Annotated in this window: 23 protein-coding genes and 1 tRNA gene; 14 read left to right on the forward strand and 10 right to left on the reverse strand. The window is 63.0% G+C overall.

Features of this window, described 5'->3' with window-relative positions:
• The first annotated feature begins 255 nt into the window (after positions 1 to 255).
• A complete protein-coding gene (gene ffh / locus H0482_RS06415; protein WP_193729229.1) occupies positions 256 to 1839 on the forward strand; it encodes a signal recognition particle protein in 1584 nt (527 codons plus the stop codon).
• Between the two features lie 35 nt (positions 1840 to 1874).
• The gene (rpsP, locus tag H0482_RS06420) at positions 1875 to 2237 is read left to right on the forward strand and encodes a 30S ribosomal protein S16 (RefSeq protein WP_193729230.1); all 363 of its coding nucleotides are present in this window, start codon (positions 1875 to 1877) and stop codon (positions 2235 to 2237) included.
• A 147-nt stretch (positions 2238 to 2384) separates the two neighbouring features.
• Here rpsP and leuB read toward each other — a convergent pair whose 3' ends face one another.
• Positions 2385 to 3485, reverse strand: a complete 1101-nt coding sequence (gene leuB, locus H0482_RS06425; protein ID WP_193729231.1) for a 3-isopropylmalate dehydrogenase — start codon at positions 3483 to 3485, stop codon at positions 2385 to 2387.
• 206 nt (positions 3486 to 3691) lie between these two features.
• Between leuB and H0482_RS06430 the strand changes: the two genes are divergently transcribed.
• Positions 3692 to 6955, forward strand: coding sequence for a S41 family peptidase (locus H0482_RS06430; RefSeq protein WP_193729232.1), 3264 nt, complete (start codon positions 3692 to 3694; stop codon positions 6953 to 6955).
• A gap of 77 nt (positions 6956 to 7032) precedes the next feature.
• On the opposite strand, the gene H0482_RS06435 is transcribed toward H0482_RS06430, so the two are convergent.
• Positions 7033 to 8298, reverse strand: a complete 1266-nt coding sequence (locus H0482_RS06435) for a Glu/Leu/Phe/Val family dehydrogenase (protein WP_193729233.1) — start codon at positions 8296 to 8298, stop codon at positions 7033 to 7035.
• A 179-nt stretch (positions 8299 to 8477) separates the two neighbouring features.
• On the opposite strand from H0482_RS06435, the gene H0482_RS06440 reads away from it, so the two are divergent.
• A complete protein-coding gene (locus tag H0482_RS06440; RefSeq protein WP_193729234.1) occupies positions 8478 to 8861 on the forward strand; it encodes a hypothetical protein in 384 nt (127 codons plus the stop codon).
• Positions 8862 to 8864: 3 nt separating this feature from the next.
• On the opposite strand, the gene H0482_RS06445 is transcribed toward H0482_RS06440, so the two are convergent.
• The 4 genes from H0482_RS06445 to argC all read right to left on the reverse strand — a co-directional run bounded on the left by H0482_RS06445 (position 8865) and on the right by argC (position 11630).
• On the reverse strand, positions 8865 to 9506 hold the full coding sequence (locus H0482_RS06445) for a CPBP family intramembrane glutamic endopeptidase (RefSeq protein WP_193729235.1): 642 nt from the start codon (positions 9504 to 9506) through the stop codon (positions 8865 to 8867).
• A 30-nt stretch (positions 9507 to 9536) separates the two neighbouring features.
• A complete protein-coding gene (locus tag H0482_RS06450; protein WP_193729236.1) occupies positions 9537 to 9932 on the reverse strand; it encodes a RidA family protein in 396 nt (131 codons plus the stop codon).
• Between the two features lie 7 nt (positions 9933 to 9939).
• Positions 9940 to 10545 (reverse strand): 3-isopropylmalate dehydratase small subunit, encoded by a 606-nt coding sequence (gene leuD / locus H0482_RS06455; protein ID WP_193729237.1) that lies wholly within the window; start codon positions 10543 to 10545, stop codon positions 9940 to 9942.
• A gap of 131 nt (positions 10546 to 10676) precedes the next feature.
• Positions 10677 to 11630 (reverse strand): N-acetyl-gamma-glutamyl-phosphate reductase, encoded by a 954-nt coding sequence (gene argC, locus H0482_RS06460; protein WP_193729238.1) that lies wholly within the window; start codon positions 11628 to 11630, stop codon positions 10677 to 10679.
• Positions 11631 to 11768: 138 nt separating this feature from the next.
• On the opposite strand from argC, the gene deoD reads away from it, so the two are divergent.
• Both deoD and H0482_RS06470 read left to right on the forward strand, forming a co-directional pair.
• Positions 11769 to 12485: a purine-nucleoside phosphorylase gene (deoD, locus tag H0482_RS06465; protein ID WP_193729239.1), complete on the forward strand. Its 717-nt coding sequence runs from the start codon at positions 11769 to 11771 to the stop codon at positions 12483 to 12485.
• Positions 12486 to 12848 (forward strand): DUF1304 domain-containing protein, encoded by a 363-nt coding sequence (locus H0482_RS06470; RefSeq protein WP_193729240.1) that lies wholly within the window; start codon positions 12486 to 12488, stop codon positions 12846 to 12848.
• A 140-nt stretch (positions 12849 to 12988) separates the two neighbouring features.
• Here H0482_RS06470 and H0482_RS06475 read toward each other — a convergent pair whose 3' ends face one another.
• Positions 12989 to 14386 (reverse strand): M20/M25/M40 family metallo-hydrolase, encoded by a 1398-nt coding sequence (locus H0482_RS06475; RefSeq protein ID WP_193729241.1) that lies wholly within the window; start codon positions 14384 to 14386, stop codon positions 12989 to 12991.
• Between the two features lie 147 nt (positions 14387 to 14533).
• Between H0482_RS06475 and H0482_RS06480 the strand changes: the two genes are divergently transcribed.
• From H0482_RS06480 to H0482_RS06490, 3 genes are all read left to right on the forward strand, one after another.
• Complete coding sequence (locus tag H0482_RS06480) at positions 14534 to 15304, forward strand: FadR/GntR family transcriptional regulator (RefSeq protein ID WP_193729242.1); 771 nt, start codon at positions 14534 to 14536, stop codon at positions 15302 to 15304.
• 199 nt (positions 15305 to 15503) lie between these two features.
• Positions 15504 to 16472: an aldo/keto reductase gene (locus tag H0482_RS06485; RefSeq protein ID WP_193729243.1), complete on the forward strand. Its 969-nt coding sequence runs from the start codon at positions 15504 to 15506 to the stop codon at positions 16470 to 16472.
• A gap of 8 nt (positions 16473 to 16480) precedes the next feature.
• On the forward strand, positions 16481 to 17350 hold the full coding sequence (locus tag H0482_RS06490) for an amidohydrolase family protein (protein WP_193729244.1): 870 nt from the start codon (positions 16481 to 16483) through the stop codon (positions 17348 to 17350).
• Between the two features lie 172 nt (positions 17351 to 17522).
• On the opposite strand, the gene H0482_RS06495 is transcribed toward H0482_RS06490, so the two are convergent.
• Positions 17523 to 17598, reverse strand: a tRNA-Ala gene (locus H0482_RS06495).
• 314 nt (positions 17599 to 17912) lie between these two features.
• Between H0482_RS06495 and H0482_RS06500 the strand changes: the two genes are divergently transcribed.
• The 3 genes from H0482_RS06500 to H0482_RS06510 all read left to right on the forward strand — a co-directional run bounded on the left by H0482_RS06500 (position 17913) and on the right by H0482_RS06510 (position 20455).
• A complete protein-coding gene (locus H0482_RS06500; protein ID WP_193729245.1) occupies positions 17913 to 19259 on the forward strand; it encodes a hypothetical protein in 1347 nt (448 codons plus the stop codon).
• On the forward strand, positions 19256 to 20074 hold the full coding sequence (locus tag H0482_RS06505) for a COG3904 family protein (protein ID WP_407925697.1): 819 nt from the start codon (positions 19256 to 19258) through the stop codon (positions 20072 to 20074). The genes H0482_RS06500 and H0482_RS06505 overlap by 4 nt, the downstream gene beginning before the upstream one ends.
• A 102-nt stretch (positions 20075 to 20176) precedes the next feature.
• Positions 20177 to 20455, forward strand: coding sequence for a hypothetical protein (locus H0482_RS06510; RefSeq protein WP_193729246.1), 279 nt, complete (start codon positions 20177 to 20179; stop codon positions 20453 to 20455).
• Positions 20456 to 20476: 21 nt separating this feature from the next.
• On the opposite strand, the gene H0482_RS06515 is transcribed toward H0482_RS06510, so the two are convergent.
• Entirely contained in the window at positions 20477 to 21499 is a 1023-nt protein-coding gene (locus tag H0482_RS06515) for an LLM class flavin-dependent oxidoreductase (protein ID WP_193729247.1), read from the reverse strand.
• A gap of 144 nt (positions 21500 to 21643) precedes the next feature.
• On the opposite strand from H0482_RS06515, the gene H0482_RS06520 reads away from it, so the two are divergent.
• Positions 21644 to 22228 carry an acyloxyacyl hydrolase gene (locus H0482_RS06520; protein WP_193729248.1) on the forward strand — a complete coding sequence of 195 codons (585 nt, stop codon included), beginning with the start codon at positions 21644 to 21646 and terminating at the stop codon, positions 22226 to 22228.
• A 99-nt stretch (positions 22229 to 22327) separates the two neighbouring features.
• Here the strand turns inward: H0482_RS06520 and H0482_RS06525 are convergent, their stop codons facing one another.
• A complete protein-coding gene (locus tag H0482_RS06525) occupies positions 22328 to 23518 on the reverse strand; it encodes a BaiN/RdsA family NAD(P)/FAD-dependent oxidoreductase (protein ID WP_193729249.1) in 1191 nt (396 codons plus the stop codon).
• Positions 23519 to 23836: 318 nt separating this feature from the next.
• Here H0482_RS06525 and H0482_RS06530 point away from each other — a divergent pair, with 318 nt between their 5' ends.
• A complete protein-coding gene (locus tag H0482_RS06530) occupies positions 23837 to 24877 on the forward strand; it encodes an aspartate-semialdehyde dehydrogenase (RefSeq protein ID WP_193729250.1) in 1041 nt (346 codons plus the stop codon).
• Positions 24878 to 24929 lie beyond the last annotated feature (52 nt).

Here is a 24929-nt window from a genome sequence, read left to right on the forward strand (position 1 = left end):
CGCGTCTTTCCTGAGACACGGAAGCGATTTTGCCGCGCAATCGTGTCGGCTTTTCTTGACTCCTGCCCGGCTTTCCCATAGAGCCAGCCCGTTCATCAGGCTTTTGCTCCTGACCAGCCGACCGGGGCCCCTGACGGGTTCCACGATCCCGGAGGCCAACATCCGCCAGCGCGTCGCGCCCGCGGGTGGGTTTTGCATTTGCGCTTTTGACACTTATCTCTCCGGGGCAGACCCCCGCGAGCGAAAGGAAAGACGATGTTCGAGAGCCTCTCAGACCGGCTTGGCAAGATTTTCGATGGCCTTCGCGGACGCGGCGCGCTCAACGCCGCCGATGTCGATGCGGCCATGCGCGAAATCCGCCGGGCGCTGATCGAGGCCGATGTCAGTCTCGAAGTGGTCCGCGCCTTTGTCGAACAGGTCCGCGAACGCGCCGTGGGCGCGGAGGTCACCCGTTCGGTGACGCCGGGCCAGCAAGTGGTCAAGATCGTCAATGACGAGCTTGTTGCCGTGCTGGGTTCCGATGCCGTCACTATCGATCTCAATGCACCCGCCCCCGTGACGCTGCTGATGGTGGGTCTGCAGGGCTCGGGCAAGACCACGACCACGGCCAAGATCGCCAAAAGGCTCAAGGACAGGCAGCGCAAGAAGGTGCTGCTGGCCTCGCTCGATACGCGCCGTCCGGCTGCCATGGAGCAATTGCGGGTGCTGGGCGAGCAGGTGGGGGTCGATACGCTGCCCATCGTCGCCAGTGAAAGTCCGGTCGAGATTGCCCGCCGCGCCGAGCGCGAAGGGCGTCTGGGCGGCTATGACGTGCTCATTCTCGATACGGCCGGCCGCACCCATATCGATGACGAGTTGATGGAAGAAACCGTCAGCATCAAGGATATTGCCCGCCCGCACGAAATTCTGCTCGTGGTCGATGCGCTGACCGGCCAGGACGCTATCAATGTGGCGCGCAGCTTCGACGGCAAGCTGGACATTACCGGCATCGTCATGACCCGCGTCGATGGCGACGGGCGCGGTGGCGCGGCGCTCTCCATGCGCGCGGCCACCGGCAAGCCGATCAAGCTGATCGGCGTCGGCGAAAAGATGGATGCGCTCGAGGATTTCCATCCCAGCCGCATCGCCGACCGTATTCTGGGCATGGGCGACATCGTCTCGCTGGTCGAGAAGGCGGCGGAACATGTATCGGCCGAAGACGCGGCCAAAATGGCCAAGAAGCTCAAAAAGGGCTCGTTCGACTTCGAGGATCTGCGCAGCCAGCTGTTGCAGATGAAGAAGATGGGCGGCATGGGCGGGCTCATGGGCCTGTTGCCCGGCGCCGGGCAGCTCAAAAAGGCCATGGCCGGCGCCAATGTCGATGAAAAAGTCTTCGACCGGCAGATCGCCATCATCAATTCCATGACCAAAAAAGAGCGGGCCGAACCGGACCTGCTCAATGCCTCGCGCCGCAAGCGCATCGCGGCCGGCGCCGGCGTCGAAGTCAGCGAAATCAACAAGCTTGCCAAGCAGCACCGCCAGATGGCGGACATGATGAAAAAGGTCTCCAAGGGCGGCATGGGCGCCTTGGGCGGCATGTTCGGGGGCAAGATGGGGGGCATGCTCGGCGGCATGCCGGACCTTTCCAAGATGGACCCCAAGCAGCTCGAGCAGATGGCCCGCCAGGCCGGGATTGACCCCAGTCAATTGCAGGGCCTGCCCTCGGCAGAGCTTCCGGCGCAAAAGGCTTTGCCCAGCGACGTCAATGCGCTGTTGAAATCCTCCGGCGGGCCGGTTCTCCCCGGCCTGGGCGGAGCCCCCCGGTTCCCCGGCCTTCCCGGCCTGGGCAAGAAGAAATAACCCACTTAAACCGACTTAACGTACAGGACTGAAAAATGGCTCTCAAGATCCGCCTTGCCCGCGCCGGCACCAAGAAGCGCCCCTTCTACCACATCGTCATCGCCGATGCCCGTTCGCCGCGCGATGGCCGCTTCATCGAAAAGCTGGGCACCTTTAACCCGCTGCTGGCCAAGGACGCGGAAAACCGCGTCGTGCTCAACACCGAACGTGCCCAGCACTGGGTCTCCGTCGGCGCCGTGCCGACCGATCGCGTGCTGCGTTTCCTCGACGCTGCCGGTCTGGTCAAGCGCGAAGCCCGCAACAATCCGAACAAGGGCGAGCCGGGCGAAAAGGCCAAGGAACGCGCTGAAGAACGCGCCGCCAAGGAAGCCGCCGCCGCTGAAGGCGCCGCCGAATAATTTCGGGAGCGCTGGTCTCCGGAATTGAAAAGCCCCGGTCGTGAGACCGGGGCTTTTTGTTGTCTGGATTATCGCTCGTCATCATTGCCGGGACGAGATGGACCACCGGGACAGGCCCGGTGGCGACGAAGACGGGACGCCTCTGGCTTATTGCTGCAGCTTGGCGAGGATGGCGGCGCCCATTTCCTCGGTGCCGACGGTCTTGCAATTGGCCTGGGCGATGTCGCCGGTGCGCAGGCCGTCGCTGAGCACGGCGGAGATGGCGTCCTCGACGCGGCCCGCCAACTCGATCATGCCGAAGCTGTAGCGCAGGGCCATGGCGAAAGAGGCGATCATGGCGATGGGATTGGCAATGCCCTTGCCGGCAATGTCGGGAGCCGAGCCGTGGACGGGCTCGTAGAAGGCCTTGCGCTTGCCGGTGGCCGGATCGGGCGCGCCCAGCGAGGCGGAGGGCAGCATGCCGAGCGAGCCGGTCAGCATGGCGGCGACGTCGGAGAGAATGTCGCCGAAGAGATTGTCGGTGACCATGACGTCGAATTGCTTGGGCGTGCGCACCAGCTGCATGGCGGCATTGTCGGCCAGGATATGGTGAAGTTCCACATCGGAATAATCCTTGGCGACGCCCTTGACCACTTCGTCCCAGAGCACGCCCGATTTCATGACGTTCTTCTTGTCTGCCGAATGGACCTTGCCGCCGCGGGTGCGGGCCAGGTCGAAGGCGACCCGGGCGATGCGGTCGATTTCGTAGGTTTCGTAGACCTGGGTATCGATGGCGCGCTTCTGCCCGTTGCCGAGATCAGTAATGGTCTTGGGTTCGCCGAAATAGACGCCGCCGGTCAATTCGCGCACGATGAGGATGTCGAGACCCTCGACCAGTTCGCGCTTGAGCGAGGAGGCTTCGGCCAGAGCGGGATAGCAGATGGCGGGGCGCAGATTGGCGAAGACGGCCAATTCCTTGCGGAGGCGCAGCAACGCGGCTTCCGGTCGGTGCTCATAGGGCACGTCATCCCATTTGGGACCGCCCACGGCGCCGAAGATCACCGCATCGGCGGCCTTGGCCTTGGCAACGTCTTCGTCGGTGATGGCGACGCCATGGGCGTCATAGGCAGCGCCGCCGGCAAGGCCGCGATCGGTCGAAAAATCGGTGAGGCCCTCGGCATTGGTCCAGGCGATGATCTTTTCGACCTCGACCATGATCTCGGTGCCGATGCCGTCGCCGGGCAGCAGGAAAAGGGAATGTTTGGCCATGAAAAAGCTCCTCGCCGTACTGGTGGGTACACCTTGGCGCGCACATAGCGCTTTTTGCGTGCGGGGCGCAAGCCGCAGAGCGGCGCGGCGATAGTCCACAGCCAGGATTGTTTTTGCTTTTCCAGATTCAGCAAGTGTTTACCCGTGACGGGTTTGATCGCCCTTTTGAAAAATCAGCCGCCGCGCGAATGGCCAGGGGATAAAGAATGACGAGACGACACGCCACGATTTCGGTGCTGGCCATGCTGGCGGTGTTGGGCCCCGCTTTCGCCGAGGAGGCCGGCAAGGGACCGGATATGGGCGAGGCATCGGCATGGGTGCGGTTTCCGGCCATCGCCCCGGATGGGGAAATGCTGAGCTTCACCTATCGCGGGCGGATCTTCATCGTCGACGCGGAGGGGGGGCTGGCCGTGCCGCTCACGGCCAATGGCACCTATTCGCATCGCGCCACCTGGTCGCCGGATTCGGAAATGCTGGCCTTTGCCTCCAATCTCAATGGCGACGACGATGTCTATGTCACCGATTTCTCCGGCACGCTGGAGCGCATGACCTGGTCCTCGGCCAATGAAGTGCCGACCAGCTTCACGCCGGACGGCAGCTCCATCCTCTATACCGCCCAGCGGCTGGGCGATGCCGAGCAGAGTGTGCAGGCGGCATTGTCGGGCAAGACCCAGCTCTATGCGGTCAATGCCGAGACGGCGCGTGAAACCCTGGTCCTGCCCAACCTGGCCGAGCAGGCCCAGTGGAACCGCGACCAGACCAAGCTCGTCTATTCCTACAATCCTTCCGGCGATCCCGATAACCGCCAGCATCGCGTCTTGCCCAATGCGCGCCAGATCTGGATCTATGACAAGGTCAGCGGCCGGCATGAGGCGGTATTCGAGGCCGATGGCGCCGATCGCCACAATCCGGTGTGGAGCGCGGATGGCGCCACGCTCTATTATCTCTCGGAAGCTTCGGGCTGGCTCAATGTCTGGCAGCTCGATCTGGCCTCCGGCGTGGAAACCCAGCTCACCGCTTTCGAGGGCGACCCGGTGCGCGACCTGTCGGTCTCCGATACGGGCACTATCGCCTTCGCCAATCGTGGGCGCATCTATGTCAAGGCTGCTGACGCCGCCGAAGCGACCCCTATCGAAGTGCTGACGCTCGAGCAGCGCGCCACGCGGCAAAGCAATTATGTCGGGGCGAGCATTCAGGATTTCGTCTCCTCGTCCGATGGCGAAGTGTTCGCCATGGTCTACAATGCCGATGTGTTCGTGCAGGATATTTCCGGCACGGTGCGCCAGGCGACCAGCACGCCGGGCCAGGAAAAGGACATCACCTTCTCCCCCGACGGCGCCATGCTCGCCTATGCGGCCATTCGCGATCATCGCTGGGGTATCTATGGCATCATGCTGCGCAGCGATCCGGAAGATATGGCGCTGCAGCACCGCTTCACTGAAATCCCGCTCTATGTGCCGGAACAGGGCAATGCCTATCGTCCGGCATTTTCGCCCGATGGCAGCAAGCTCGCCTTTGTCGCGGATCGGCGCGAGGTGCAGGTGCTCGATCTCGAGACCGGCGCGGTTACCAGCCTGGTCGGCGAGGGCGATTACAATTCCGTCTACGCGGATGGCGACATGCAATTCGCTTGGTCGCCGAGTTCGCAGGATCTGCTGATCCAATGGCGATCCATGGGTGGCACCGAATCGCGGCGTGTTGCCGTGGTTCCCGCCGATGGCAGCGCTCCCGCCCGGCCCATCGGCAATATTCCCAATCTCTTCGATGGCATCTGGAGCGCCGATGGCACCCAGGTCATCGGCTATACAACACTCTACTCAACGCAATCGGCGCAGCTTCATTCCCAAGGCGTGAGCATGTATCGCATCTTCCTCTCGGAAGAGGCGCGGCAGGATTTCCTTGAAGTCGTCAACGATGAAGGCACCGGTTTTGACGAGGATGAAGACGGCCTTGCCGTCGTCCGGCGCTATGAAATGCCGCATTTCCGCAATCTCAATCTCGAGGGCCGCCTGGGCGAAGGCGCGGCAAATGCATTGACGCTCGCTGCCCTGCCGGACCAGCAGAGCCTGCTCGAGGTCGTGCCGGTCGATCGCGACACGCTCGCCCTGCAGGTGACCAGTCTCGTCGATGGCAGCGCCGAGATTGCCGGCGAATTTGCCGCCCCGGGCTGGAACGCGTTCTACTATGTCGCCGAGCTGGGCGTGGTCGACGTCAAGATCGATGGCGCCATTCTGCGCGTCCCGGTCAGTGCCCCCGATCAGGCGAGCGTCATTGATTCGCGGGTCTTTTTCACCCGCGATGCCGATGCCGCACGCCTCGCCGCCTTCGAGCAGGCCTGGGCAGATGCCAATTATCGCTATTACGACAGCGCGCTCGAGGGCCGCGATTGGGATGCGATCGGGGCCAAATACCGGGCCTATCTCGGCTCCATCGCCAGCGACCGCGAACTGGAAGAGCTGATCTCGGCCATGTATGGCGAATTGTCGGCATCTCACATGTTCACCGGTTATCGCGGCGCAGAATCGGCCCGCTCCGACCTGGGCAACAGCAATGACGCGCTGGGCATCTATCTCGACTATGGCTATGAGGGCGCCGGCCGACGCATCGCCGCCATCCTGCCCGGCGGACCGCTGGATCGACGCGCCTTCGATATCGAGCCGGGTGACATCATCAGCTCGATCAACGGTACGGACGTGCCCGAAGCGGGGGGCATCGACCGGCTGCTCAGCCTCAATGTCGGCCGACCGGCTTTGGTCGGGGTGACCGACAGCGAAACGGGCGAGGAGCGGTTCTATACGGTCAAGCCCATCGACCAGCATGACGAGGCCGACCTGGCCAAGGCGAGGCTGATCAATGCAAGGCGGGAAATGGTGGCGCGGCTCTCCAATAGCTGCATCGCCTATCAATATGTGCCCAACATGGACAATGACGCCTATCTCGATCTGCTGGGCACGCTCAGCGCCCAGCGTGGTATCGCAAGGGCGGCGCTGGTCGATGTGCGCTCCAATGGCGGGGGCAATCTCACGCGCGAGCTGATCACGCTGTTGACCGGGGAGGCCTATTCAACCAATGGCTGGGCGCAGGGACCGCTTGACGTCGAGCCGAACAATCGTTGGGTCTGGCCGAGCGCCGTGGTGGTGGACAGTTTCGGTTATTCGGACGGCTCGATGTTCCCGCAGGCCTATCAAGACAATGCCGTTGGCCCGATCGTCGGCGACGTGGTGCTGAACACGGGGACGTCGGTGGACTACATCAAGAGCGCGGTGGTGCCCGGCCTTGTCTATGGCCTGCCCGTCCTGCCACACCGCCGCATGGATGGCACGCTCTACGAGAACAATGTCATCGAGCCGGAAATCCACGTGCCGTTCAATCCGAACGATGTGGGCCTCAATACCGATCCGCAGCTGGAGGCGGCCATCGCCGCGCTCATGGAAGAGATCGGCGCTGACGCCGATTGCCGCCTGCCCTGAGGGCAGACGGCAGGCAACAAAAAAAGGCGCCCGCTGGGGCGCCTTTTTTATTCATCGGCCATGGAGCCGGGAGCTTTTCAGCCGGCAAAGAAGGGCTGGGTGCCATGGGCCTCGATGGCGGTGGCCAGGCGGCCCAGGGCGTGGATATAGGCAGCGGAACGCGCCGAGACATTGCGGTCCTTGGCGATGGTCCACACGGCGCGGCCTTCGCGCTCGACGATCTTGAGCAGGCGCGCGTGGATTTCCTCGAGATCCCAGTAATAGCCCTGGCGGTTCTGCACCCATTCGAAATAGGACACGGTGACGCCACCGGCATTGGCCAGGATATCGGGCAGCACGATGACGCCCTTGTCGTTGAGGATCTTGTCGGCATCCGGGGTCACCGGGCCATTGGCCAGTTCGAGGATGACCTTGGCCTTGATGGTGGCGGCATTGTTCTTGGTGATCATGTCCTCAAGGGCGGCCGGAACCAGCAGGTCGGCTTCGACGGCCAGCAGGTCGTCGGCCGAGATGACGTGAGCCCCCAGTTCGGACGCCAGGTCGGCGACGCGGCGGCCAGCATTCTTGCCGGCGATCAGCTTTTCCACATCGAGTCCGCCGGGGCGATAGATGGCGCCGGCGGAATCGGAGACCGCGACCACCGAATTGCCGTCAGCGGCGCTGAGGCGCGCAAAGAACTGGCCGGCATTGCCGAAGCCCTGGATGGCGACGGTGTGATCCTTGTCGAGACCGAGTTCGGACGCCAGGTGGCGCACCAGATAGAAGCCGCCGCGGGCGGTGGCGTCATTGCGGCCGAGCGAGCCGCCCAGGGCGATGGGCTTGCCGGTGATGACGGCGGGGGAAACCTGGCCGGTGATCTGGTTATACTCGTCGGCCATCCAGCCCATGATCATGGCATTGGTATAGACGTCGGGGGCGGGAATATCGCGGTCCGGGCCGATGATATTGGCGAAAGCCTGCACATAGGCCCTGGAAAGACGCTCCAGTTCGGTGCGCGACAATTGATGCGGATCGACGCGGATGGCGCCCTTGCCGCCGCCATAGGGCAGGTTCATCACCGCACATTTGAAGGTCATCCAGAAGGCCAGCGTCTCGACTTCCTCGATGCTGGAATCGGGATGGAAGCGGATGCCGCCCTTGGTGGGACCGCGCGTGTCGTCATAGCGGCAGCGCCAGGCCAGGAACGACTTGCGTGAGCCGTCGTCCATGCGGATGAGCAGCCGCGTCTTGGTGGTTTCGCGCGGATATTTGAGTTTCTCGGTCACGTCCGGATCGATCTGCAGATGGTTGGCAGCCTCTTCCAGGCGGATAAGCGCGCGGTCGAGCAGGGTTTCGTCGGACATATTTGACCCTCATGGATAGGATTTATGCAGGACGCATAAAAAGACGGCATGTACTGGCATAGCGCGAGGGGTTAGGTCAATAAACCTGACGCATGTGGGATTGAAATATTCTTTCCTGCCATTGACTGGGCAAAAGCGCGCGGAAATATGAAGGGCGCGATCTTCCTATCGGTGTCAAAGTGTTCTCTTCCCTGCCGCTCCCGGAAATCCTGATCAATTCCGACGATTATCACCGGGTGATGCTGCTGGCGGAGCGCTCGTTCAACGCCATGCCCTATGTGTCGGCCTATCTCGAACGCGAATTGAAGCGCGCCGATATCTGCGATCCCTGGCACAAGGCGGGCGTGTCGATGGGGCAAAGGGTGATGTTCCGGCTCGACGGCGAGCCGCGCATGCGCCTGGGCACGTTGAGCTATCCAAACAGACCGTTCGGCGAACGAGGCAATGTGCCCATTCTCGGTCCGGTCGGCGCGGCCCTTATCGGCATGCATCGCAATTCCAGCATCGAATGGCTCGATGAGGGCAGAAACCGCACCCTGACCGTGGTTGATTACGGCTGGTAGGGGTCAGGCGGCAAAACCATTGCGGTCGAACAGCACCCAGAAGGCGAAGATATTGGTCAGCATATGGGCCAGGGCCACATAGAAGACCGAGCCGGTGCGCCAGGCAATCCAGGACCACAACAGGCCAAGTCCCGCCGCGCCGCCCACCAGCGCCATTGCGCCACCTTCGAACACGACGCCGGCGCTGAACGCCAAAGGCAGGTGCCAGGCCGAAAACAGAACCCAGCTCAACCAGAAGCCGAGCCGGGGCCGATCCCGGAACGTTCCCAGAAATCCACCGCGCCAGGCGATCTCTTCCAGGGGGCCGTTGATGAGGGCGATCAGCAGCGCCAGCCACATGCCGCCGCTGGTCAGCATGGTGGTGTTGGGGGCGAAATTGACGATGGCCACGATGCCGACCTGGGCCAGCAGGATGGCGATAATCCACCAGTCCCGCCAGGGCAGCTTTTCCGAGAAGAGCCGGCCGTCATTGTTCGGCAGCGCATAAAGCCCGATCACCGGCAGGCAGAAGAGCAGCCAATAGGCCGTCATGGAAAACAGATAGCCGGCCCGGCTGTCCCAGGCGGTGAGCCAGGAGACGATCGCGAACAGCGCAGCGATGGCCAGCACCGCATGGATGGTCAGAAACCATTGCTGTCGCGACATGCCGCTATTCCCCCAATATCAGCGCCCGCGTCATGTGTGACTAGTGGCGGCGCCGATGCGTGCGGTGACCTCGATTTCGATCTTCATGTCCGCCTCGATCATCGAGACGATCAGCATGGAGGCGGCCGGGCGGATATCCCTGAATACCGGCCCGACAGCGTCCACCACGGCGTCGACGTCGTCACGGGAAGCAATATAATAGACGACGCGCACCGTGTCGGCGATCGAGGAGCCAGCCTCGCGCAGGGCCTTGTCGATAGTGGCCAGCGCGTTGCGGGCCTGCTCGCCGACGCTCTCGGGCATGGTCATGCTGGCATAGTCATAACCGGTCGTGCCCGAGACATAGATGGTGTCCTCGTGGCGGACAGCGCGGGAATAGCCGAAGGTCGATTCAAACAGGGAGCCGGTGGAGACGCGCTGGACCATCGCCGCCTCAGAGCCAGGGGCGCTGGGACGCCATCTGCCCTTCGAAGGCGGAGATGGCCGGATCGGATTTCAGCGTGCCGGCAATGTCATCGAGCCCTTCGAGCAGGATCTGCTTGCGGGTCGGGTCGATGTCGAAATGGATTTCCCCGCCATCGGGGCCCCGCACGGTCTGGGCTTCGAGATCGACGGTCAGGGTGGCATTGGAGCCGCGCTCGGCATCGTCGAGCAGCAGCTTGAGCTGTTCGGGGCTGACCACCAGCGGCAGAATGCCGTTCTTGAAGCAATTGTTGTAGAAAATGTCGGCGAAGCTGGTGGAGATGACGCAGCGGATGCCGAAATCGAGCAGAGCCCAGGGCGCATGTTCGCGCGACGAGCCGCAGCCGAAATTGTCGCCGGCCACAATGATCTGGGCCTGGCGATAGGCCGGCTGGTTGAGCACGAAATCGGGATTTTCCGTGCCGTCCTCGTTATAGCGCATTTCCGAGAACAGAGCCGTCCCCAGACCCGTGCGCTTGATGGTCTTGAGATATTGCTTGGGGATGATCATGTCGGTGTCGATATTGATGATCGGCAGGGGCGCCGCGACACCAGTCAGGGTGGTGAATTTTTCCATGGGGCAGATGGACCTCGCTATTACAGGCGTCATCGCGCAGAACCGGGCTTTCGGTCAAGGCCGAACCGTACCGAAGCGTTCGGTTCGATCCGGCGAGCGGCCCGCGATAGCGGGAAGGTGAGTTCGGATCGTCAGCCGGCAAGGCTTTCGCGCGGATCGACGCCGAGCATGATGTTGAGGTTCTGCACCGCCGCGCCCGAGGCACCTTTGCCCAGATTGTCATAGACCGCGACGATCACCGCCTGCGCCGCATCGTCATTGGCAAAGACATGCAGGGTCAGGATATTGGTGCCGTTATGGGTCTGGGGGTCGAGCGCCACATTCTTGCCCAGCGCCGGGTCATAGGGCGCGACCTTCACAAAACCATTGGGGATCGCTGCATAGAAATCGGCGAGCGCCGCATGCAGATCCTTGCCGGAGGGGATTTCGGCGACCATGTCGAGATGCAGCGGCACCGAATTGGTCATGCCCTGGGCGAAATTGCCGACCACCGGCTCGAACAGGGGCGCACGGCCGAGACCGGAATAGGCCTGCATTTCGGGCAGGTGCTTGTGGGTGAAGGTGAGGCCATAGGGCATGAACTGGCTCGGCGTCGCGCCGGATGCCTCATAGTGCTCGATCATCTGGCGGCCGCCGCCGGAATAGCCGGAAATGCCGTGATAGGAGAGCGGATAATCGCCGGGCAGCAGCCGCGCCTCGATCAGCGGGCGCACAGCGGCGATGAGGCCCTGCGGCCAGCAGCCGGGATTGGCGACGTAGCGCGCCTTGGCGATGGCGTCGCTCTGGCCGAAATCCATTTCGGGAAAACCATAGGCCCAGGCCTCGTTAACGCGATGGGCGCTCGACGCGTCGATCACCCGCGTCGTGTCATTGTCGATCAGGGTCACGCTTTGTTTGGCGGCCTCGTCGGGCAGGCAGAGAATGGCGATGTCGGCGGCGTTGAGCAGGCGCTTGCGCTCGTCCTCGTCCTTGCGCTTGTCAGGGGCGATGGAGATGACTTCAAGGTCGCGGCGGCCCGCGAGACGCTCGCGGATCTGCAGCCCCGTGGTTCCGGCTTCGCCATCGATGAAGATTTTCGCGACCATCTCAATTCGCCTCCGTTCCTGGCTCGGGTAAATGGGACGGCTTGGCCCGGAGGTCAAGCGCCTCCATGGTGCCCGATTGTGTTTGGCGGAGCCCAATGGCAATGATTTGACCGAAATGAGCGATAAGGAGCAAGCGCCATGACCACGCCGCACAATCACGCCAAGCCGGGCGACTACGCCGAAGCGGTGCTGCTGCCGGGCGATCCCCTGCGCGCCAAGTGGATCGCCGAGACGTTTTTCGAGCAGCCCCGAGAGGTCAATTCGGTGCGCAATTGCCTCGGCTTTACCGGCACCTGGAAGGGCAAGCCGGTTTCGGTGCAGGCTTCGGGCATGGGCCAGCCGTCGCTGTCGATCTATGTGCACGAATTGATCAATGTCTATGGCGCCAAGACGCTGATCCGCGTCGGCACCTGCGGCGGGCTCAATGCGCGGGTCAAGGTGCGCGACGTGGTGCTGGCCCAGGCGGCGAGTACTGATTCCGCCATCGTCAAGGGGCGGTTCGACCCCTATAATTTCGCGCCGATCGCCGATTTCGGCCTGTTGCGCGCCGCTGCCGACAAGGCCGATGCCAAGGGGCTCAAGGTCCATGCCGGCAATATGCTCTCCTCGGACATTTTCTATCATCGCGAGCCGGGACTGGAGGGTTATGGCGCCCTGCTCGATCATGGCGTCATCGGCGTCGAGATGGAGGCGGCGGCACTCTATACGCTGGCCGCCCGTTTCGGGGTCAGGGCGCTCGCCATCTGCACCATGACCGATTGCCTTATCACCCATGAAGAGATCAGCGCCGAGCAAAGGCAGACCTCCTTGGTGGATATGGTCGAGCTGGCCCTCGACGTGGCGGTGGAGGCGTAAATGGCTCTTGCCGCCATGGTGCTGGTGGGGCTGGTTGGGGCAATCCAGCTCTATATCATGCTGCTGGAAATGGTCTTCTGGGACAGCCCGCTCGGCCATAGGGCCTTCGGCCTCAAGCCCGATTTTGCGCGCCAGACCAAGGTGTTGGCGATCAATCAGGGGCTTTATAACGGCTTTCTCGCATTGGGGTTGATCTGGGGCCTCGTGCATCCCGAACCGGGTTTCGCCTGGCAGATCCAGCTGTTTTTCCTCGCCTGCGTGGCGGTGGCTGGAATCGTGGGCGCGGCCACAGCGTCGCGGAAAAACCTCTTCATCCAGACCGTGCCGGCGGTGCTTGCGATTCTTGCGGTGTGGCTGGTTTAAGTGGCCGCAGGAACCTCAGTGTCATCCCGGCCTGCGCCGGGTGACAATTTGTGTTGGCCGAAAACCCCAGCCTTATTGCCCCAGCCATTCGAGCATAGCTCTCATGGCCTTCTCGCCTTAATTCGCTCCATTGAAGCGAATTAACCTGCGGTACGGCTCAAAGCCCCCAGCACTCGCACCCAGGAGCGGATGCCGCGATGGAAGCTTTCGAGGTCATATTTCTCGTTGGGCGAATGGATCTGGTCGTCCACCTGGGCGAAGCCGATCAGCAGGGTATCGAGGCCAAGGATCGACTTGAACTCGCCGACGACAGGGATCGAGCCGCCGGCGCCGGTGATCACCGCCTGCTTGCCCCATTCATCGGTCAGCCCCGAGAGCGCCTGACGCAGGAATTCGCCATCGGCGGGGACGGTGATGGCCGGAGAGCCGCCATGGGGAGTGAATTTCACTGACACGTCGGCGGGCAGCATGGCCTCGACATGGGCGCGGAAGGCGGCGCGGATTTTTACCGGATCCTGGCCCGAGACCAGGCGGAAGGAAATCTTGGCGCTGGCGCGGGCGGGAATGACGGTCTTGAAGCCATCGCCGATATAGCCTCCGCTCATGCCGTTGATTTCGCAGGTCGGACGAGCCCAGAGCTGTTCGAGCACCGAGCGGCCCTGTTCGCCCGCCGGCACCGACAGATCGACCGCGCCCAGAAAGGCCTTCTCGTCGAAGCCCAGGCCCTCCCATTGCGCCTTCAGGGCCGGGCTGATCTCGGCGACGTCGTCATAAAAGCCGGGCAGGGTGACCGAGCCGTCCGGGGCCCGCAGGCTGGCGATGATCTCGGCCAGGAGTTGGTTGGGATTGCGCGCCGCATTGCCGAACATGCCCGAATGCAGATCCTTGTCGGCGGCGATGATTTCCACTTCGTCGGCGACCAGACCGCGCAGCATGGTGGTGATCGAGGGGGTCTGGCGGTCCCACATATCGGTATCGCAGACCAAAGCAATGTCGGCTTTGAGCTCGTCAGCATTGTCCTTCATGAAGGGCGGCAGGTTCTTGCCGCCGCTTTCCTCCTCGCCTTCCAGCATCAGCGAGACGCGCAAGGGCAGGGCGCCGGTCGCCGCCTTCCAGGCGCGGCAGGCTTCGATGAAGGTCAGCATCTGGCCCTTGTCGTCGGAAGCGCCACGCGCCACGATGATCTTGCGACCATCCTTGTCGAGGATTTGCGGCTCGAACGGATCGGTATGCCACAGATTAAGCGGATCGACGGGCTGGACGTCATAATGGGCGTAGAACAGTACATGCGGGCCGGCCTGTTCGGGGTCATGGGCGACGACCACCGGATGGCCTTGCGTCGGGCGGGCGGAGGCATCGAAGCCCAGTCCGGTCAATTCCCCGGCGAGCCAGTCGGCGGCCTTGCGGCACTCGGCTGCATAGGCCGGGTCGGTGGAGATCGATTTGATGCGCAGCAGGGAGAACAGGCGCTCAAGGCTCTGATCTAGCCCGGAATCGACGTTCTCCAGGACTTTGTCGATGATGTCAGGGCTGGTCATGGCGGCAATATCCTTGTGGTCGAATCCCAATGATGTGGCGGCACCATGGCGCGCCACCAAGTGCGCTGTCCAGCCATGGCGTTCACCGTTATTGTCACACTGTTCGGGCCGTGCTTAAGGTCGGCAAGCCAGAAGGAGACAGGCGAGATGGACAGGTCCGGCGGACAGGCCCGCCATTCAGGCGACCTCATCGCCAGTGTTTCGGGGCGGAATCCGGCACGCAACCTGCATTCGGATGTGTTGTGGGCGCTGGGATTCGCCATTGTATCGGGGCAATATCCGCAAGGATCGATCCTGCCGCCCGACAGCGACCTTCTGGAGCAGTTCGGTGTGTCGCGCACGGTATTGCGCGAAGCGCTCAAGACGCTGGCGGCCAAGGGGCTGATCGAAGCGCGGGCGCGGATCGGTACTCGCGTGCTGGCCAAGGAGCGCTGGAACCTCTTCGACAGCGATGTCCTCGCCTGGCATTTTGAACTGGGCCCTGACATCGCGTTTCTGCGCAGCCTCGCCGAAGTGCGTATCGGCATCGAGATCGAGGCGGCGGCGCTCGCCGCCGAGCGCGCCTCGGCCGAGCAGGCGTCCACGCTCAGCGATTGGGTGGACAAGATGGCGGCATCCGAAAGCCCGGGCGATTTCGCGCGCCATGACCTTGCCTTCCACAAGGCGCTGGCCGAAGCCTCAGGCAATCCCTTCATGGCTTCGATCAGCGCGCTGGTGGAAATGGCGCTGACCGCCGCTTTCACCATTTCCTCGCCGGTCAATGATCCGGCGTCTTTGGCCGAGACCGTGAGCGTGCATCGGAGCATTGCCGAGGCGGTGCGCGATGGCGATGTCGCTGCCGCCCGCGCCGCGATGCGCGATGCCATAGCCCAGGGTTTTGCCCGCGCCGCCGGACAGATGGAAAAATCTTCGCCTTAGAAGCGCGCTGTTCGATGCCGAGGCGGCGCGCAAGGACTTCATTGCCCGGCCCGAGGACGTTGCCGACTTGGCGCTTCATCTTGCCGGCGCTACCTAATACAAGCAGCCAGGTTCATTTCATCGATGGTGGCTGGACGGCCTGAGGCGGCGATCCAGCCAGGCTCGCCGGCCCGCGCAGCAAACAGTGTCAGGACAAGCAATGCAGTCTCACAGAATTGGCAATACCGCCGTTTCCGTCACCGACGTCTCGATGGGCTGCGCGTCCATCGGCAATCTGGGTGCGGCCATCAGCGATGAGATGGCCCGCGAAGTGCTGGAAGCTGCCTGGGAGGGCGGCATCCGCTATTTCGACACGGCCCCCCGCTATGGCAGCGGCCGGTCCGAGCAGCGTCTGGGCGAGTTCTTCGCCACCAGAGCGCGGGACCAATTCACCGTCTCTACCAAGGTCGGACGGGTTCTGACCCCCGGCGCAGCGCGCGCCGAGGCCCATGGTTTCATCGATCCCCTGCCCAATGATGTGCACTACGATTATAGCGCCGAGGGGTTCCGCCGGAGTCTCGAAGGCAGCCGGGAGCGGCTTGGCGTCGACTATATCGACATCGTCTATGTCCACGATATCGGCGTCTATACCCATGGCGAGGCCGATAATCGGCGCCATATGCAGCCATTGATGGGGGATGGGCTGGCCTATCTGGCCGAGCTCAAGGCGCAGGGCCGGATCGGCGCCTATGGTCTGGGCGTCAATGAAAGCGCGATCTGCGTCGAGATCATGCAGAGCCATCCCCTCGATGTCATTCTCCTCGCCGGACGCTGGACCCTGCTCGACCGCCAGGCCGAGGCTGATCTGGTGCCGCTTTGCGCCAGGACCGGGACCAGGCTGGTCCTGGGCGGCATTTTCAATTCCGGCATCCTGGCAGTCGGGCCCAAGCCCGGCGCCTGGTATGATTATGCTCCGGCAAGCGAGGCCATCCTTGAGCAGGTGCGGGAGCTCGAACGGGCCTTTGCCGCCACCGGAACTACGCTTCCTCATGCCGCCTTGCAGTTCGGCAAGACGCGGCCAAACGTGGTCAGCATACTCATCGGCACCGGCAATCCGGCGACGCTGGCCCGCAATCTCGAAATGCTTGAAAATCCGCTCCCGCCAGCGGCGCTGGCGCTGCTGGGCTGAGGCAAGTCATGCAAATTCTCGATACGCATCTGCATCTGGTCTACCGGCCGCAATTCCAGCAGCCCTGGATGGCCGGTTTTCCCGCCATCGACCAGGCCTGGACCGCGCAAAGCTATTTCGCCGAGGCGGAACCGCTCGGCATTGTCGGCGCCCTCCATATGGAGGTGGACGTCGTCGAAGCGCAGATGCTTGAGGAAGCCCGCTTCATGGGCACGGCGCATCCAAAGGTCATCGGCGCCATTGCGGCGGGGCGGCCGGAGCATGCGAATTTCTCCGCTCACCTCGACGCGCTGGCAAAAATGCCCCATGTCCGGGGGGTGCGGCGCGTCCTGCACACCATGCCCGACGAGCTATCCACTTCGGCGCTATTCGTGGACAATATCAGGCTATTGGCGGCGCAGGGCCTGAGCTTTGATCTTTGCGTGCGCGCCAACCAGCTGCATCTGGCCCATCGGCTGGCGGCAGCCGCGCCCGACGTGCAGTTCATTCTCGACCATTGCGGCAATCCCGATATTGCGGGGGAGGGCTATGCGGGCTGGAAAACGGGTCTGGCGCAGCTGGCGGGGCTGCCCAATGTTGCCGCCAAGATTTCCGGCATTGCGGTCAATGCCGCGCCGGGCTGGGGGGCGGATACGCTCAAGCCCTATGTCGAGCAGGTGATCGAGAATTTCGGCTGGGACCGGGTGGTCTGGGGGTCGGACCATCCGGTGCTGCGGCTCAATGGCAGCCTTGGGCGCTGGGTCGAGGCCTCACTCGACTTGACCGCCTCGGCGTCCGAGGCCGAGCGCTCGAAGCTTTTTTATCATAATGCCAAGCGCATCTATCGGCTCGGAGGACAACATGAAGCGGGTCGGATCAGTCATCGGGATAAAGCCTGAGGCGATCACGAAATATTAGGCCCTGTGCGAACAGGAAAACCCGCTGTTTTCCGATTTCGAATATGCTGGGTCGGAGTACGAACGAAGACGGCCGCAGATGCCGAAACGCAGCGCTGGTTGGCCCTGGGCGTTTCAAGCAAACCCGTATCCAAGTCCTTGATTTTCATCGGAGTGGTGGAGCTGAGCGGGATCGAACCGCTGACCTCGTCATTGCGAACGACGCGCTCTCCCAACTGAGCTACAGCCCCATTCCGAGGCAATATATGACGAGAATCGGGTTGGAGAACAAGGGGGCGATTGTCAGGGCCTTCGGTGAAAGGCGCGGTTTTTTGCGGCGGGGGATAGGGCGTGGTGCGAGAATTTGGGCGGGGACACCGCCCGGAATTTGTTGTTGCCTGTGGGATCGAGTCAGAACAGCGCGATGCGGTGGTGGGGAGGCCGGTATCACGGATAAATCAGCGCTCCGGATTAACCCTGCTTAAATCTGCCCATATCTTGCCGGCTTGACCGTGTTAATTTCGCGTTAACGGCCCGAGGGGCCGGCAAGCTCCGGGGCCAGAACATGCAGCTCAAGCCGAATGCCTTCCGCCTGCACGAAACCGTGCGCTCCGTCGAAACCATGAGCCGCTTCGCGCTCGCCGTTCTTGCCTTGGCCTCGGGCGTCTATACCTATCTGGGCGTGCGCGGCCTGCTCGACGGCTCGGCGAGTTTCGTCTTTTTTGCCGCCATCATCTATTCGGTGGCCGTCTCGGTCGCCATCTATGCCTTCTGGACCTACATGATGCGCTTCATTCCGCTGGTGGTCGGCGGGGTGCAGCGGCTTGGCCTCTTCGTCACCATGGCGGTGGGCTGCTGCATGATCATCGCCATGTCGTCCTGGCTCAACGCCGCGGCGCTGGCCGGTTCGGCGGCGCTTGAGCAGCATATGGCGGTGACGCTGCAAGGCTATGCCGAGGATCTCGACAATGCCCATGCCCGGGCTTTGGCCAGCCAGAGCCTGTTGCCCGATGTCGAGCGCGCCGCCGCCCGCTTTTCCGCCCTGGCGCAGGACGAGCGGGACAGCGGGGCGCTGACCGGCACGCAGGGTTCGGGGAGTGTCGTGCAATTGCTCAGCCAGATGAGCACGCAGATGAACCAGCTCGGCGCCACGATCAGCGGTTCGCGCGCGGACGTCGCCACCCTTTTCGAGAACGGCTCGGCGCGGCTGGCCACGATGCGCGAACTGGTCTCGACTCCGGGCGACATCACGCCGCGCGCCGATGCCTTTCAGGCCGAGGCGGTGCAGCTTTCTGCGATCATCGCCGCCTTGCAGCAGACCGATGTGGCGGCTTCGGTCAAACGGGCCGCCGCCGATCTTTCCGCCGGTTTCATCGCCCCGATCGCCGATGGCCGCTCCGCCGACCTCGCCAATCGGCAGGATCAGGTCATGGAAACGGTGCGCGCTTCGGTGGCGGCGCAATCAGCGGCTTTGTCGGGCGCCGCCGATGAAATCCTCGCTCAGCCGGTGGTGGAACAACGCCGCTTCGTGCCGCTTTCCTCCGCCGAGGCGGTGATCCGCTATTGGTCCGATTTCATCCCCTCCTGGGCCGGCGCCATTTCCATCGACCTCTTGCCCGTGGTTCTGGTGCTGACGCTGATGGTGGTCAATGATGCGATGCGGCGCGAGGCCGAGACCCTCCAGGAGGCGGAGACCATTACCGCCGCCGAGATGCTGCGGGTCATGGCCCTTTATAGGCGCATGGGGGCCGAAGGCGCTTCCGAAGCCGCCGCGGCGCTGGCGCCACATTTCACGGAGCGGGAAGCAATCCCGCCCGATGGCGTCGACAAGCCGCGTCCGGATGACGATGCCACTGTTACCCCGATCGCTTCGGCGCCGCGCAAACGGGGCGAAGGTCCGCGTCCGGCATGAAAAGCGAGGCCAATGCGCGCATCGATGGCAAGGAGCGGCCAATGCTGGCGGCGCTGGCGGCGCGATTGATGCGCATCGATGACGGATCGATCCTGCGCGCGGCCTTTTTTGCGCTGCTTCTGGGCACGCTTGGCGTGCTGCTCATCGATTTCCGCGCGCTCACTGCAAATGCGCCCGAAGCGCTGACGTACCGGCCGCAGCCCGTCCTGCCGCCCGCCAATTCTCCTGACGAGGACGGGCAGAAACGCCCCGCGGTCACCACCAGTCCGGCGCTGCTCGAAGCGCCGCTGGTCATTGCTCTGGGCTCGGGCGGGGTGCTCAGCCTCACCGGCACCGTCGATCCGGGCAGCGCCGCGCGTTTTGCCGAAGAGATCGCGGCGCGGGGCGAATATGTCGAGACGGTATTGCTCGATTCCCCCGGCGGTTCGGTGGAAGATGCCCTACTTATTGGGGCATTGATCCGGGACAAGGCCATGACGACGCGGGTGGCGAGCGGTGGCCTTTGCGCCTCGTCCTGCCCGGTGATCTTCGCGGCGGGAGCCGAGCGGCAGGCCGGACGCGATGCTGCGATCGGGGTGCACCAGATCTATGCGGCAGCGCTCAGCGCCACGCTGATCGATGCTCTCACTGTGGCTGGAGTGGCCATGGCCGATGCGCAGGAAGTGACGGCGCGGATCACCCGGCACCTGGCGCTGTCGGGGGTCGATCCGGCGCTGTGGCTGCATGCCTTGGAAACGCCGCCTGACCGGCTCTATTATTTTTCGCCTGCGGAAATGGATGAATTCAGGCTGGTGACCGCCTGGCTGGACAATTGAGGACTTGGGGGAACTGCGGGCCACGCCCATTCGTTTTGCCACAGCAATGGGCCGAAATGTGCGGCATGGCGGTCCGCGACGTATTGAAGCGAGGAGGCCAGAATGAGCCAAGCGCATGTGCTGACCCGGCATCGGGACATTCAGAACTGGGTGCATGACCGCAAGGGCATGCCCGCCATCGCCCGCATCCGCGACCGGTTCGGCGCGGAGCATTCCGAGCTAACCTTGCGGTTCTCTCAGCATGATGAGGGCCATGAGGATACCGGCATGAGCCCCTGTTCCTGGGCGGCGTGGCTGGCCGAGCTGGACCGCCAGCAATTGGCGCTGCGCGTCGAGCCCGGCGGGCATTGCGATCTGGTATCGCGTCAAACGATGAATTGAGCGCCAAAACCCGCGTCGAGGCTATTGGTCCGTCGCCGCGCGCGGCGCAATGCCCAGCGCTTCGGCCAATAATTGGTAGGAGCGGCGGCGCAAGGCATAGGAATGGATGGTGGTGGTGATCATGACCTCGTCGGCCCCGGCCTCGTGTGCCTTGTGCGCAATGGCTTCCGCCATCTGCGTCGGATCGCCAACCATCCACAGGCTCGATTGCTGATCGATAACCTGCTGCTGGGCGGGGGTGAGGCGATGTTCGAGCGCTTTTTCCGGCGAGGTTAGCTGCCGCTGCTCGCCGGTCACGAAACGGGCCCAGTTCACCGATTGGGAGATTGATAGATATTTCGCCTCCTCCGCGCTGGGCGCACAGATGACCGAGAGGCACAAAATGGTGCGCGGCTCGGGAAAATCATGCGAGGGCCGGAAGGCGTCGCGATAGGCGGCAAAGGCAGGCGCGGCCGGGGTATGGCTGAAATGGGCGGCAAAGGCATAGCCGAAACCCAATTGGCCCGCCGCCGAAGCGCTGGCTCCCGACGAGCCGAGCAGCCATTTGGGCGGCAGGGAGACCCCACCGGGCGAAACCGGAACGCGCGAAAACGGATGGTCGGGCGGAAAGGAATCCTCGTCGAAGGCCATGAGTTCGGCCAGATAGGCGGAAAAGTCCTCGCCGCCGCCGCTGCGCAGCGCGCGCATGGCATAGCCATCGCCGCCCGGCGCGCGGCCAATGCCTAGGTCGATGCGGCCCGGATAGAGCGCTTCGAGCGTGCGATAGGCTTCGGCAATGCGCAAGGGCGCATGGTTGAGCAGCATGACGCCGCCCGAGCCGACGCGGATGCCCCGGGTTGCCGCGGCGGCGCTGCCGATGAGAATTTCGGGAACCGAGGAGGCGATTGAGGGCATGCCGTGATGTTCGGCATACCAGAGCCGGTTATAGCCCAGGGCATCGGCTTTTTGCGCCAGGAGCACGGTTTCCGCCATGGCCTCTTGCGTTGAAACGCCCTCGGCGATGGGGGCGAGGTCCTGCAGGGACAAGGCGAAAGGTGCGGGCATGGTGGGGCTTTCCGGTAGAACCTACTTTATCGTTAGATCACGATAATAGGCCGCAAGATCAAGAGGCGGCGCGAATTTTTGCCGGATCGCGTTGACAGGAGAGGCCACCGATGGCCCTATGCGCGCCATTATGGAGTTGCGGCGATGAACAGGCTGGTTGCGGTATTTTGGGCGTTCGGTGTCGGGTTTGTTCCGGCCCAGGCGCAGGATCTGCTGGATCCGCGGCCGCTCGCCGGTGTGGTGGATGAATTGCGGTTCGGGCTTCACGCCCATGACGTCCATCACGCCGCCCTGCCGTTCCTCGTCAATCAATGGGATACGAGCCGCGTTGAGGATGTGAGCTTTGACGTGCTCTTCACTTCGCCGGACCTCGATGCCTTTCGCTGGATCGGCGCGCCGCGGCCCGAAATCGGCGCCACCATCAATTTTGCCGGCCGCGACAGCCTGGTTCATGCCAATCTGACCTGGCAATTGCCGGTCTTCGACACCCCGTTCTATCTCGAAGCGGGTCTGGGTGCGGCCATTCACGATGGCGCCTTGACCGGCGCGGCGCCCGGCGCCAAGAATTTCGGCTGCCGCGTCAATTTCTATGAGCGCTGGGGCGTCGGGGCGCATCTGAGCGAGAATGCCACCGCCACGCTGACCTATGAGCACACCTCCAATAATGGCTGGTGCGCCGCCAATGATGGTCTGTCCAATTTCGGCCTGCGGCTGGGCTGGAAATTCTAGAGCGTTTCCAGGAAAAGTGGATACCGGTTTTCCGGTTCGGAAACGCGATAAAACAAACACTTAGACCATTTCAACGTTTCTACTAAACGCTGAAATGATCTAGGCTATTTGCCCGGCTGCCCAGCCCGAGGCCCAGGCCCATTGGAAATTATAGCCGCCGAGCCAGCCGGTGACGTCCACCGCTTCCCCGACAAAGAACAGGTTCGGTACGTCGCGCGCCATCATGGTCTTGGCGTCGAGCCCCCTGGTGTCGATGCCGCCCAGCGTCACCTCGGCGGTGCGATAGCCTTCCGAGCCCACCGGCTTGAGGCTCCAGCGCTTGACGATATCGGCGGCGGCCTGGAGCTTCTTGTCGGAGAGGTCGCCGATCATGCCGGGCTGATCGATGATCTCGCCCATGAGCTGGGCCAGCCGCTTGGGCAACTTTTCGGCAAGGATCGTCTGGATATGGAGCTTGGGGCTGGCCTGGCGGGCGGCGCGGAGCAGGTCCATGGCATCCTCATGGGGCAAGAGATCGACGGCGATGGCATTGCCCTCGCGCCAATAGGACGAGATTTGCAGGATGGCCGGGCCGGAAAGGCCGCGATGGGTAAAGAGCAGCGCTTCCTCGAATGCGGTCTTGCCATGGCTGATAATGGCATTGGTGGAGACGCCGGCCAGGGGCTTGAGCTTTTCCAGCGCCCCAGGCTCGAACATTAGCGGCACCAGAGCCGGGCGGGTGTCGGTGACCTTGAGGCCGAACTGGCGGGCAATGTCATAGGCAAGGCCGGTGGCGCCCATTTTGGGAATGGACTTGCCGCCCGTGGCGACGATGAGACTGGTGGCGGTGACCCGTCCGTCGCCGACCATGACGTCGAAACCCTCCTCGGTCCGCTCGATGCTGCCAATGGTGCGGCCGGTCCAGATCGCGGCCCCGGCCTGGCGCAGTTCGTTGATCAGCATGGCCACGATCTGGGTGGCCGGGCCATCGCAGAACAATTGCCCCAGCGTCTTTTCGTGAAAGGCGATGCCGTTCTTTCTCACCCGCTCGATGAACATTTGCGGGGTGAAGCGCGACAGGGCCGAGAGGGCAAAGCGCGGATTGCTGCTGAGAAAGCGGTCGCGCCCGATCGTATGAGTGGCGTTGATATTGGTGAAATTGCAGCGCCCACCGCCCGAAATACGGATTTTCTCGCCCGGATCGCGGGCGTGATCGACCACCAGCACCCGGCGGCCGCGCCGCGCCGCCTCGATGCCGGCCATCATGCCCGCGGCGCCGGCGCCTAGAATGATCACGTCAAAATCGGGCATGGATTATCCTCTTGGTTGCCGCAGGCCTATCGCTCTCCCTGAAGCGGAGCAAGCGCATTGACTCTTTCCTATTTGAGAGTATGAGAAGTCCTGCTCTGTCATAGGAAGCATTGTTCGTCATGAATCGCACCGGCTCCATCGCCGTTTCCGCCTCGACCCGGCCACTCGCCGGGGGCGCTGCGCTCATGACTAAAACCACCAAAACCGCCTGACGCTTTTCCCCGGGTCCTCCTCCCGCCGGGGAGAGGCTCAAAGCAAGCGACCGCGATGGTCTTCATCGCGCGGGGGTGGAAAATGGTAAGGGACCGGAGTTCCAAAATGGGTTATCGCGTCGCTGTCGTCGGGGCCACAGGCAATGTGGGTCGCGAGGTTCTCAATATCATGGCCGAACGCAAGTTTCCGGCCGATGAGGTCATTGCTCTGGCCTCGTCCCGTTCGATCGGCAAGGAATTGTCCTATGGCGACAAAGTGCTGAAGACGCGGGATCTGCAGCATTTCGATTTTTCCACCGTCGATTTCGCCATCATGTCGGCGGGCGGCTCCATCTCCAAGGAATGGGCGACCAGGATCGCTGCCGCCGGGGCCATCGTCATCGATAATTCCTCCTATTGGCGCTATCACTCGGATGTGCCGCTGATCGTGCCGGAAGTGAACGGAGATGTGCTCGACCGTTGGCTCGCCGATCCCAAGCGCACCAATATCATCGCCAATCCGAATTGCTCCACCGCCCAGCTGGTGGTGGCGCTGAAGCCATTGCACGATGCCGCCAAGATCAAGCGCGTCGTGGTCTCGACCTATCAATCGGTGTCCGGCGCCGGCAAGGAAGGCGTGGACGAGCTGTGGAATCAGACCAAGGGCATTTTCGTCAATGACAGCCCCACCCCGCAGAAATTCACCAAGCAGATTGCCTTCAACGTCATTCCCCACATCGATAGCTTCATGGAAGACGGCTACACCAAGGAAGAGTGGAAGGTGCTGGCCGAGACCAAGAAGATCCTCGATCCCAAGATCAAGGTAACCTGCACGGCGGTGCGGGTGCCGGTCTTTGTCGGCCATTCCGAGGCGGTCAATATCGAATTCGAAAACCCCATCACCGCCGATGAGGCGCGCGAGGCGCTGCGCGAGGCCGATGGCATTGCCGTGCTCGACAAGCGCGAGGCCGGCGGCTACGCCACTCCGGTCGAGACGGTGGGTGAATATGCTACCTATGTGTCCCGCATCCGCGAAGACGTCACTGTCGAGAACGGGCTGGCCATGTGGGTGGTGTCGGACAATCTGCGCAAGGGCGCGGCGCTCAATACGATTCAGATCGCCGAAACCTTGATCCAAAAGGGTTTTGAAAGCCGCAAGGCAGCCTGATAGACATGGCGCGGCGGCCCTTCGGGGCCGCCGATTTGTTTGTCTCGTTCAT

The sequence above is a fragment of the Devosia faecipullorum genome, from assembly GCF_015158295.1.
Classification (GTDB): domain Bacteria; phylum Pseudomonadota; class Alphaproteobacteria; order Rhizobiales; family Devosiaceae; genus Devosia; species Devosia faecipullorum.

Excerpts from the sequence above, each read along its gene's own strand:
- ffh (WP_193729229.1), top strand. The coding sequence starts at position 256 with ATGTTCGAGAGCCTCTCAGACCGGCTTGGCAAGATTTTCGATGGCCTT.
- rpsP (WP_193729230.1), top strand. The coding sequence starts at position 1,875 with ATGGCTCTCAAGATCCGCCTTGCCCGCGCCGGCACCAAGAAGCGCCCC.
- leuB (WP_193729231.1), bottom strand. The coding sequence starts at position 3,485 with ATGGCCAAACATTCCCTTTTCCTGCTGCCCGGCGACGGCATCGGCACC.
- H0482_RS06430 (WP_193729232.1), top strand. The coding sequence starts at position 3,692 with ATGACGAGACGACACGCCACGATTTCGGTGCTGGCCATGCTGGCGGTG.
- H0482_RS06435 (WP_193729233.1), bottom strand. The coding sequence starts at position 8,298 with ATGTCCGACGAAACCCTGCTCGACCGCGCGCTTATCCGCCTGGAAGAG.
- H0482_RS06445 (WP_193729235.1), bottom strand. The coding sequence starts at position 9,506 with ATGTCGCGACAGCAATGGTTTCTGACCATCCATGCGGTGCTGGCCATC.
- H0482_RS06450 (WP_193729236.1), bottom strand. The coding sequence starts at position 9,932 with ATGGTCCAGCGCGTCTCCACCGGCTCCCTGTTTGAATCGACCTTCGGC.
- leuD (WP_193729237.1), bottom strand. The coding sequence starts at position 10,545 with ATGGAAAAATTCACCACCCTGACTGGTGTCGCGGCGCCCCTGCCGATC.
- argC (WP_193729238.1), bottom strand. The coding sequence starts at position 11,630 with ATGGTCGCGAAAATCTTCATCGATGGCGAAGCCGGAACCACGGGGCTG.
- deoD (WP_193729239.1), top strand. The coding sequence starts at position 11,769 with ATGACCACGCCGCACAATCACGCCAAGCCGGGCGACTACGCCGAAGCG.
- H0482_RS06470 (WP_193729240.1), top strand. The coding sequence starts at position 12,486 with ATGGCTCTTGCCGCCATGGTGCTGGTGGGGCTGGTTGGGGCAATCCAG.
- H0482_RS06475 (WP_193729241.1), bottom strand. The coding sequence starts at position 14,386 with ATGACCAGCCCTGACATCATCGACAAAGTCCTGGAGAACGTCGATTCC.
- H0482_RS06480 (WP_193729242.1), top strand. The coding sequence starts at position 14,534 with ATGGACAGGTCCGGCGGACAGGCCCGCCATTCAGGCGACCTCATCGCC.
- H0482_RS06485 (WP_193729243.1), top strand. The coding sequence starts at position 15,504 with ATGCAGTCTCACAGAATTGGCAATACCGCCGTTTCCGTCACCGACGTC.
- H0482_RS06490 (WP_193729244.1), top strand. The coding sequence starts at position 16,481 with ATGCAAATTCTCGATACGCATCTGCATCTGGTCTACCGGCCGCAATTC.
- H0482_RS06500 (WP_193729245.1), top strand. The coding sequence starts at position 17,913 with ATGCAGCTCAAGCCGAATGCCTTCCGCCTGCACGAAACCGTGCGCTCC.
- H0482_RS06505 (WP_407925697.1), top strand. The coding sequence starts at position 19,256 with ATGAAAAGCGAGGCCAATGCGCGCATCGATGGCAAGGAGCGGCCAATG.
- H0482_RS06510 (WP_193729246.1), top strand. The coding sequence starts at position 20,177 with ATGAGCCAAGCGCATGTGCTGACCCGGCATCGGGACATTCAGAACTGG.
- H0482_RS06515 (WP_193729247.1), bottom strand. The coding sequence starts at position 21,499 with ATGCCCGCACCTTTCGCCTTGTCCCTGCAGGACCTCGCCCCCATCGCC.
- H0482_RS06520 (WP_193729248.1), top strand. The coding sequence starts at position 21,644 with ATGAACAGGCTGGTTGCGGTATTTTGGGCGTTCGGTGTCGGGTTTGTT.
- H0482_RS06525 (WP_193729249.1), bottom strand. The coding sequence starts at position 23,518 with ATGCCCGATTTTGACGTGATCATTCTAGGCGCCGGCGCCGCGGGCATG.
- H0482_RS06530 (WP_193729250.1), top strand. The coding sequence starts at position 23,837 with ATGGGTTATCGCGTCGCTGTCGTCGGGGCCACAGGCAATGTGGGTCGC.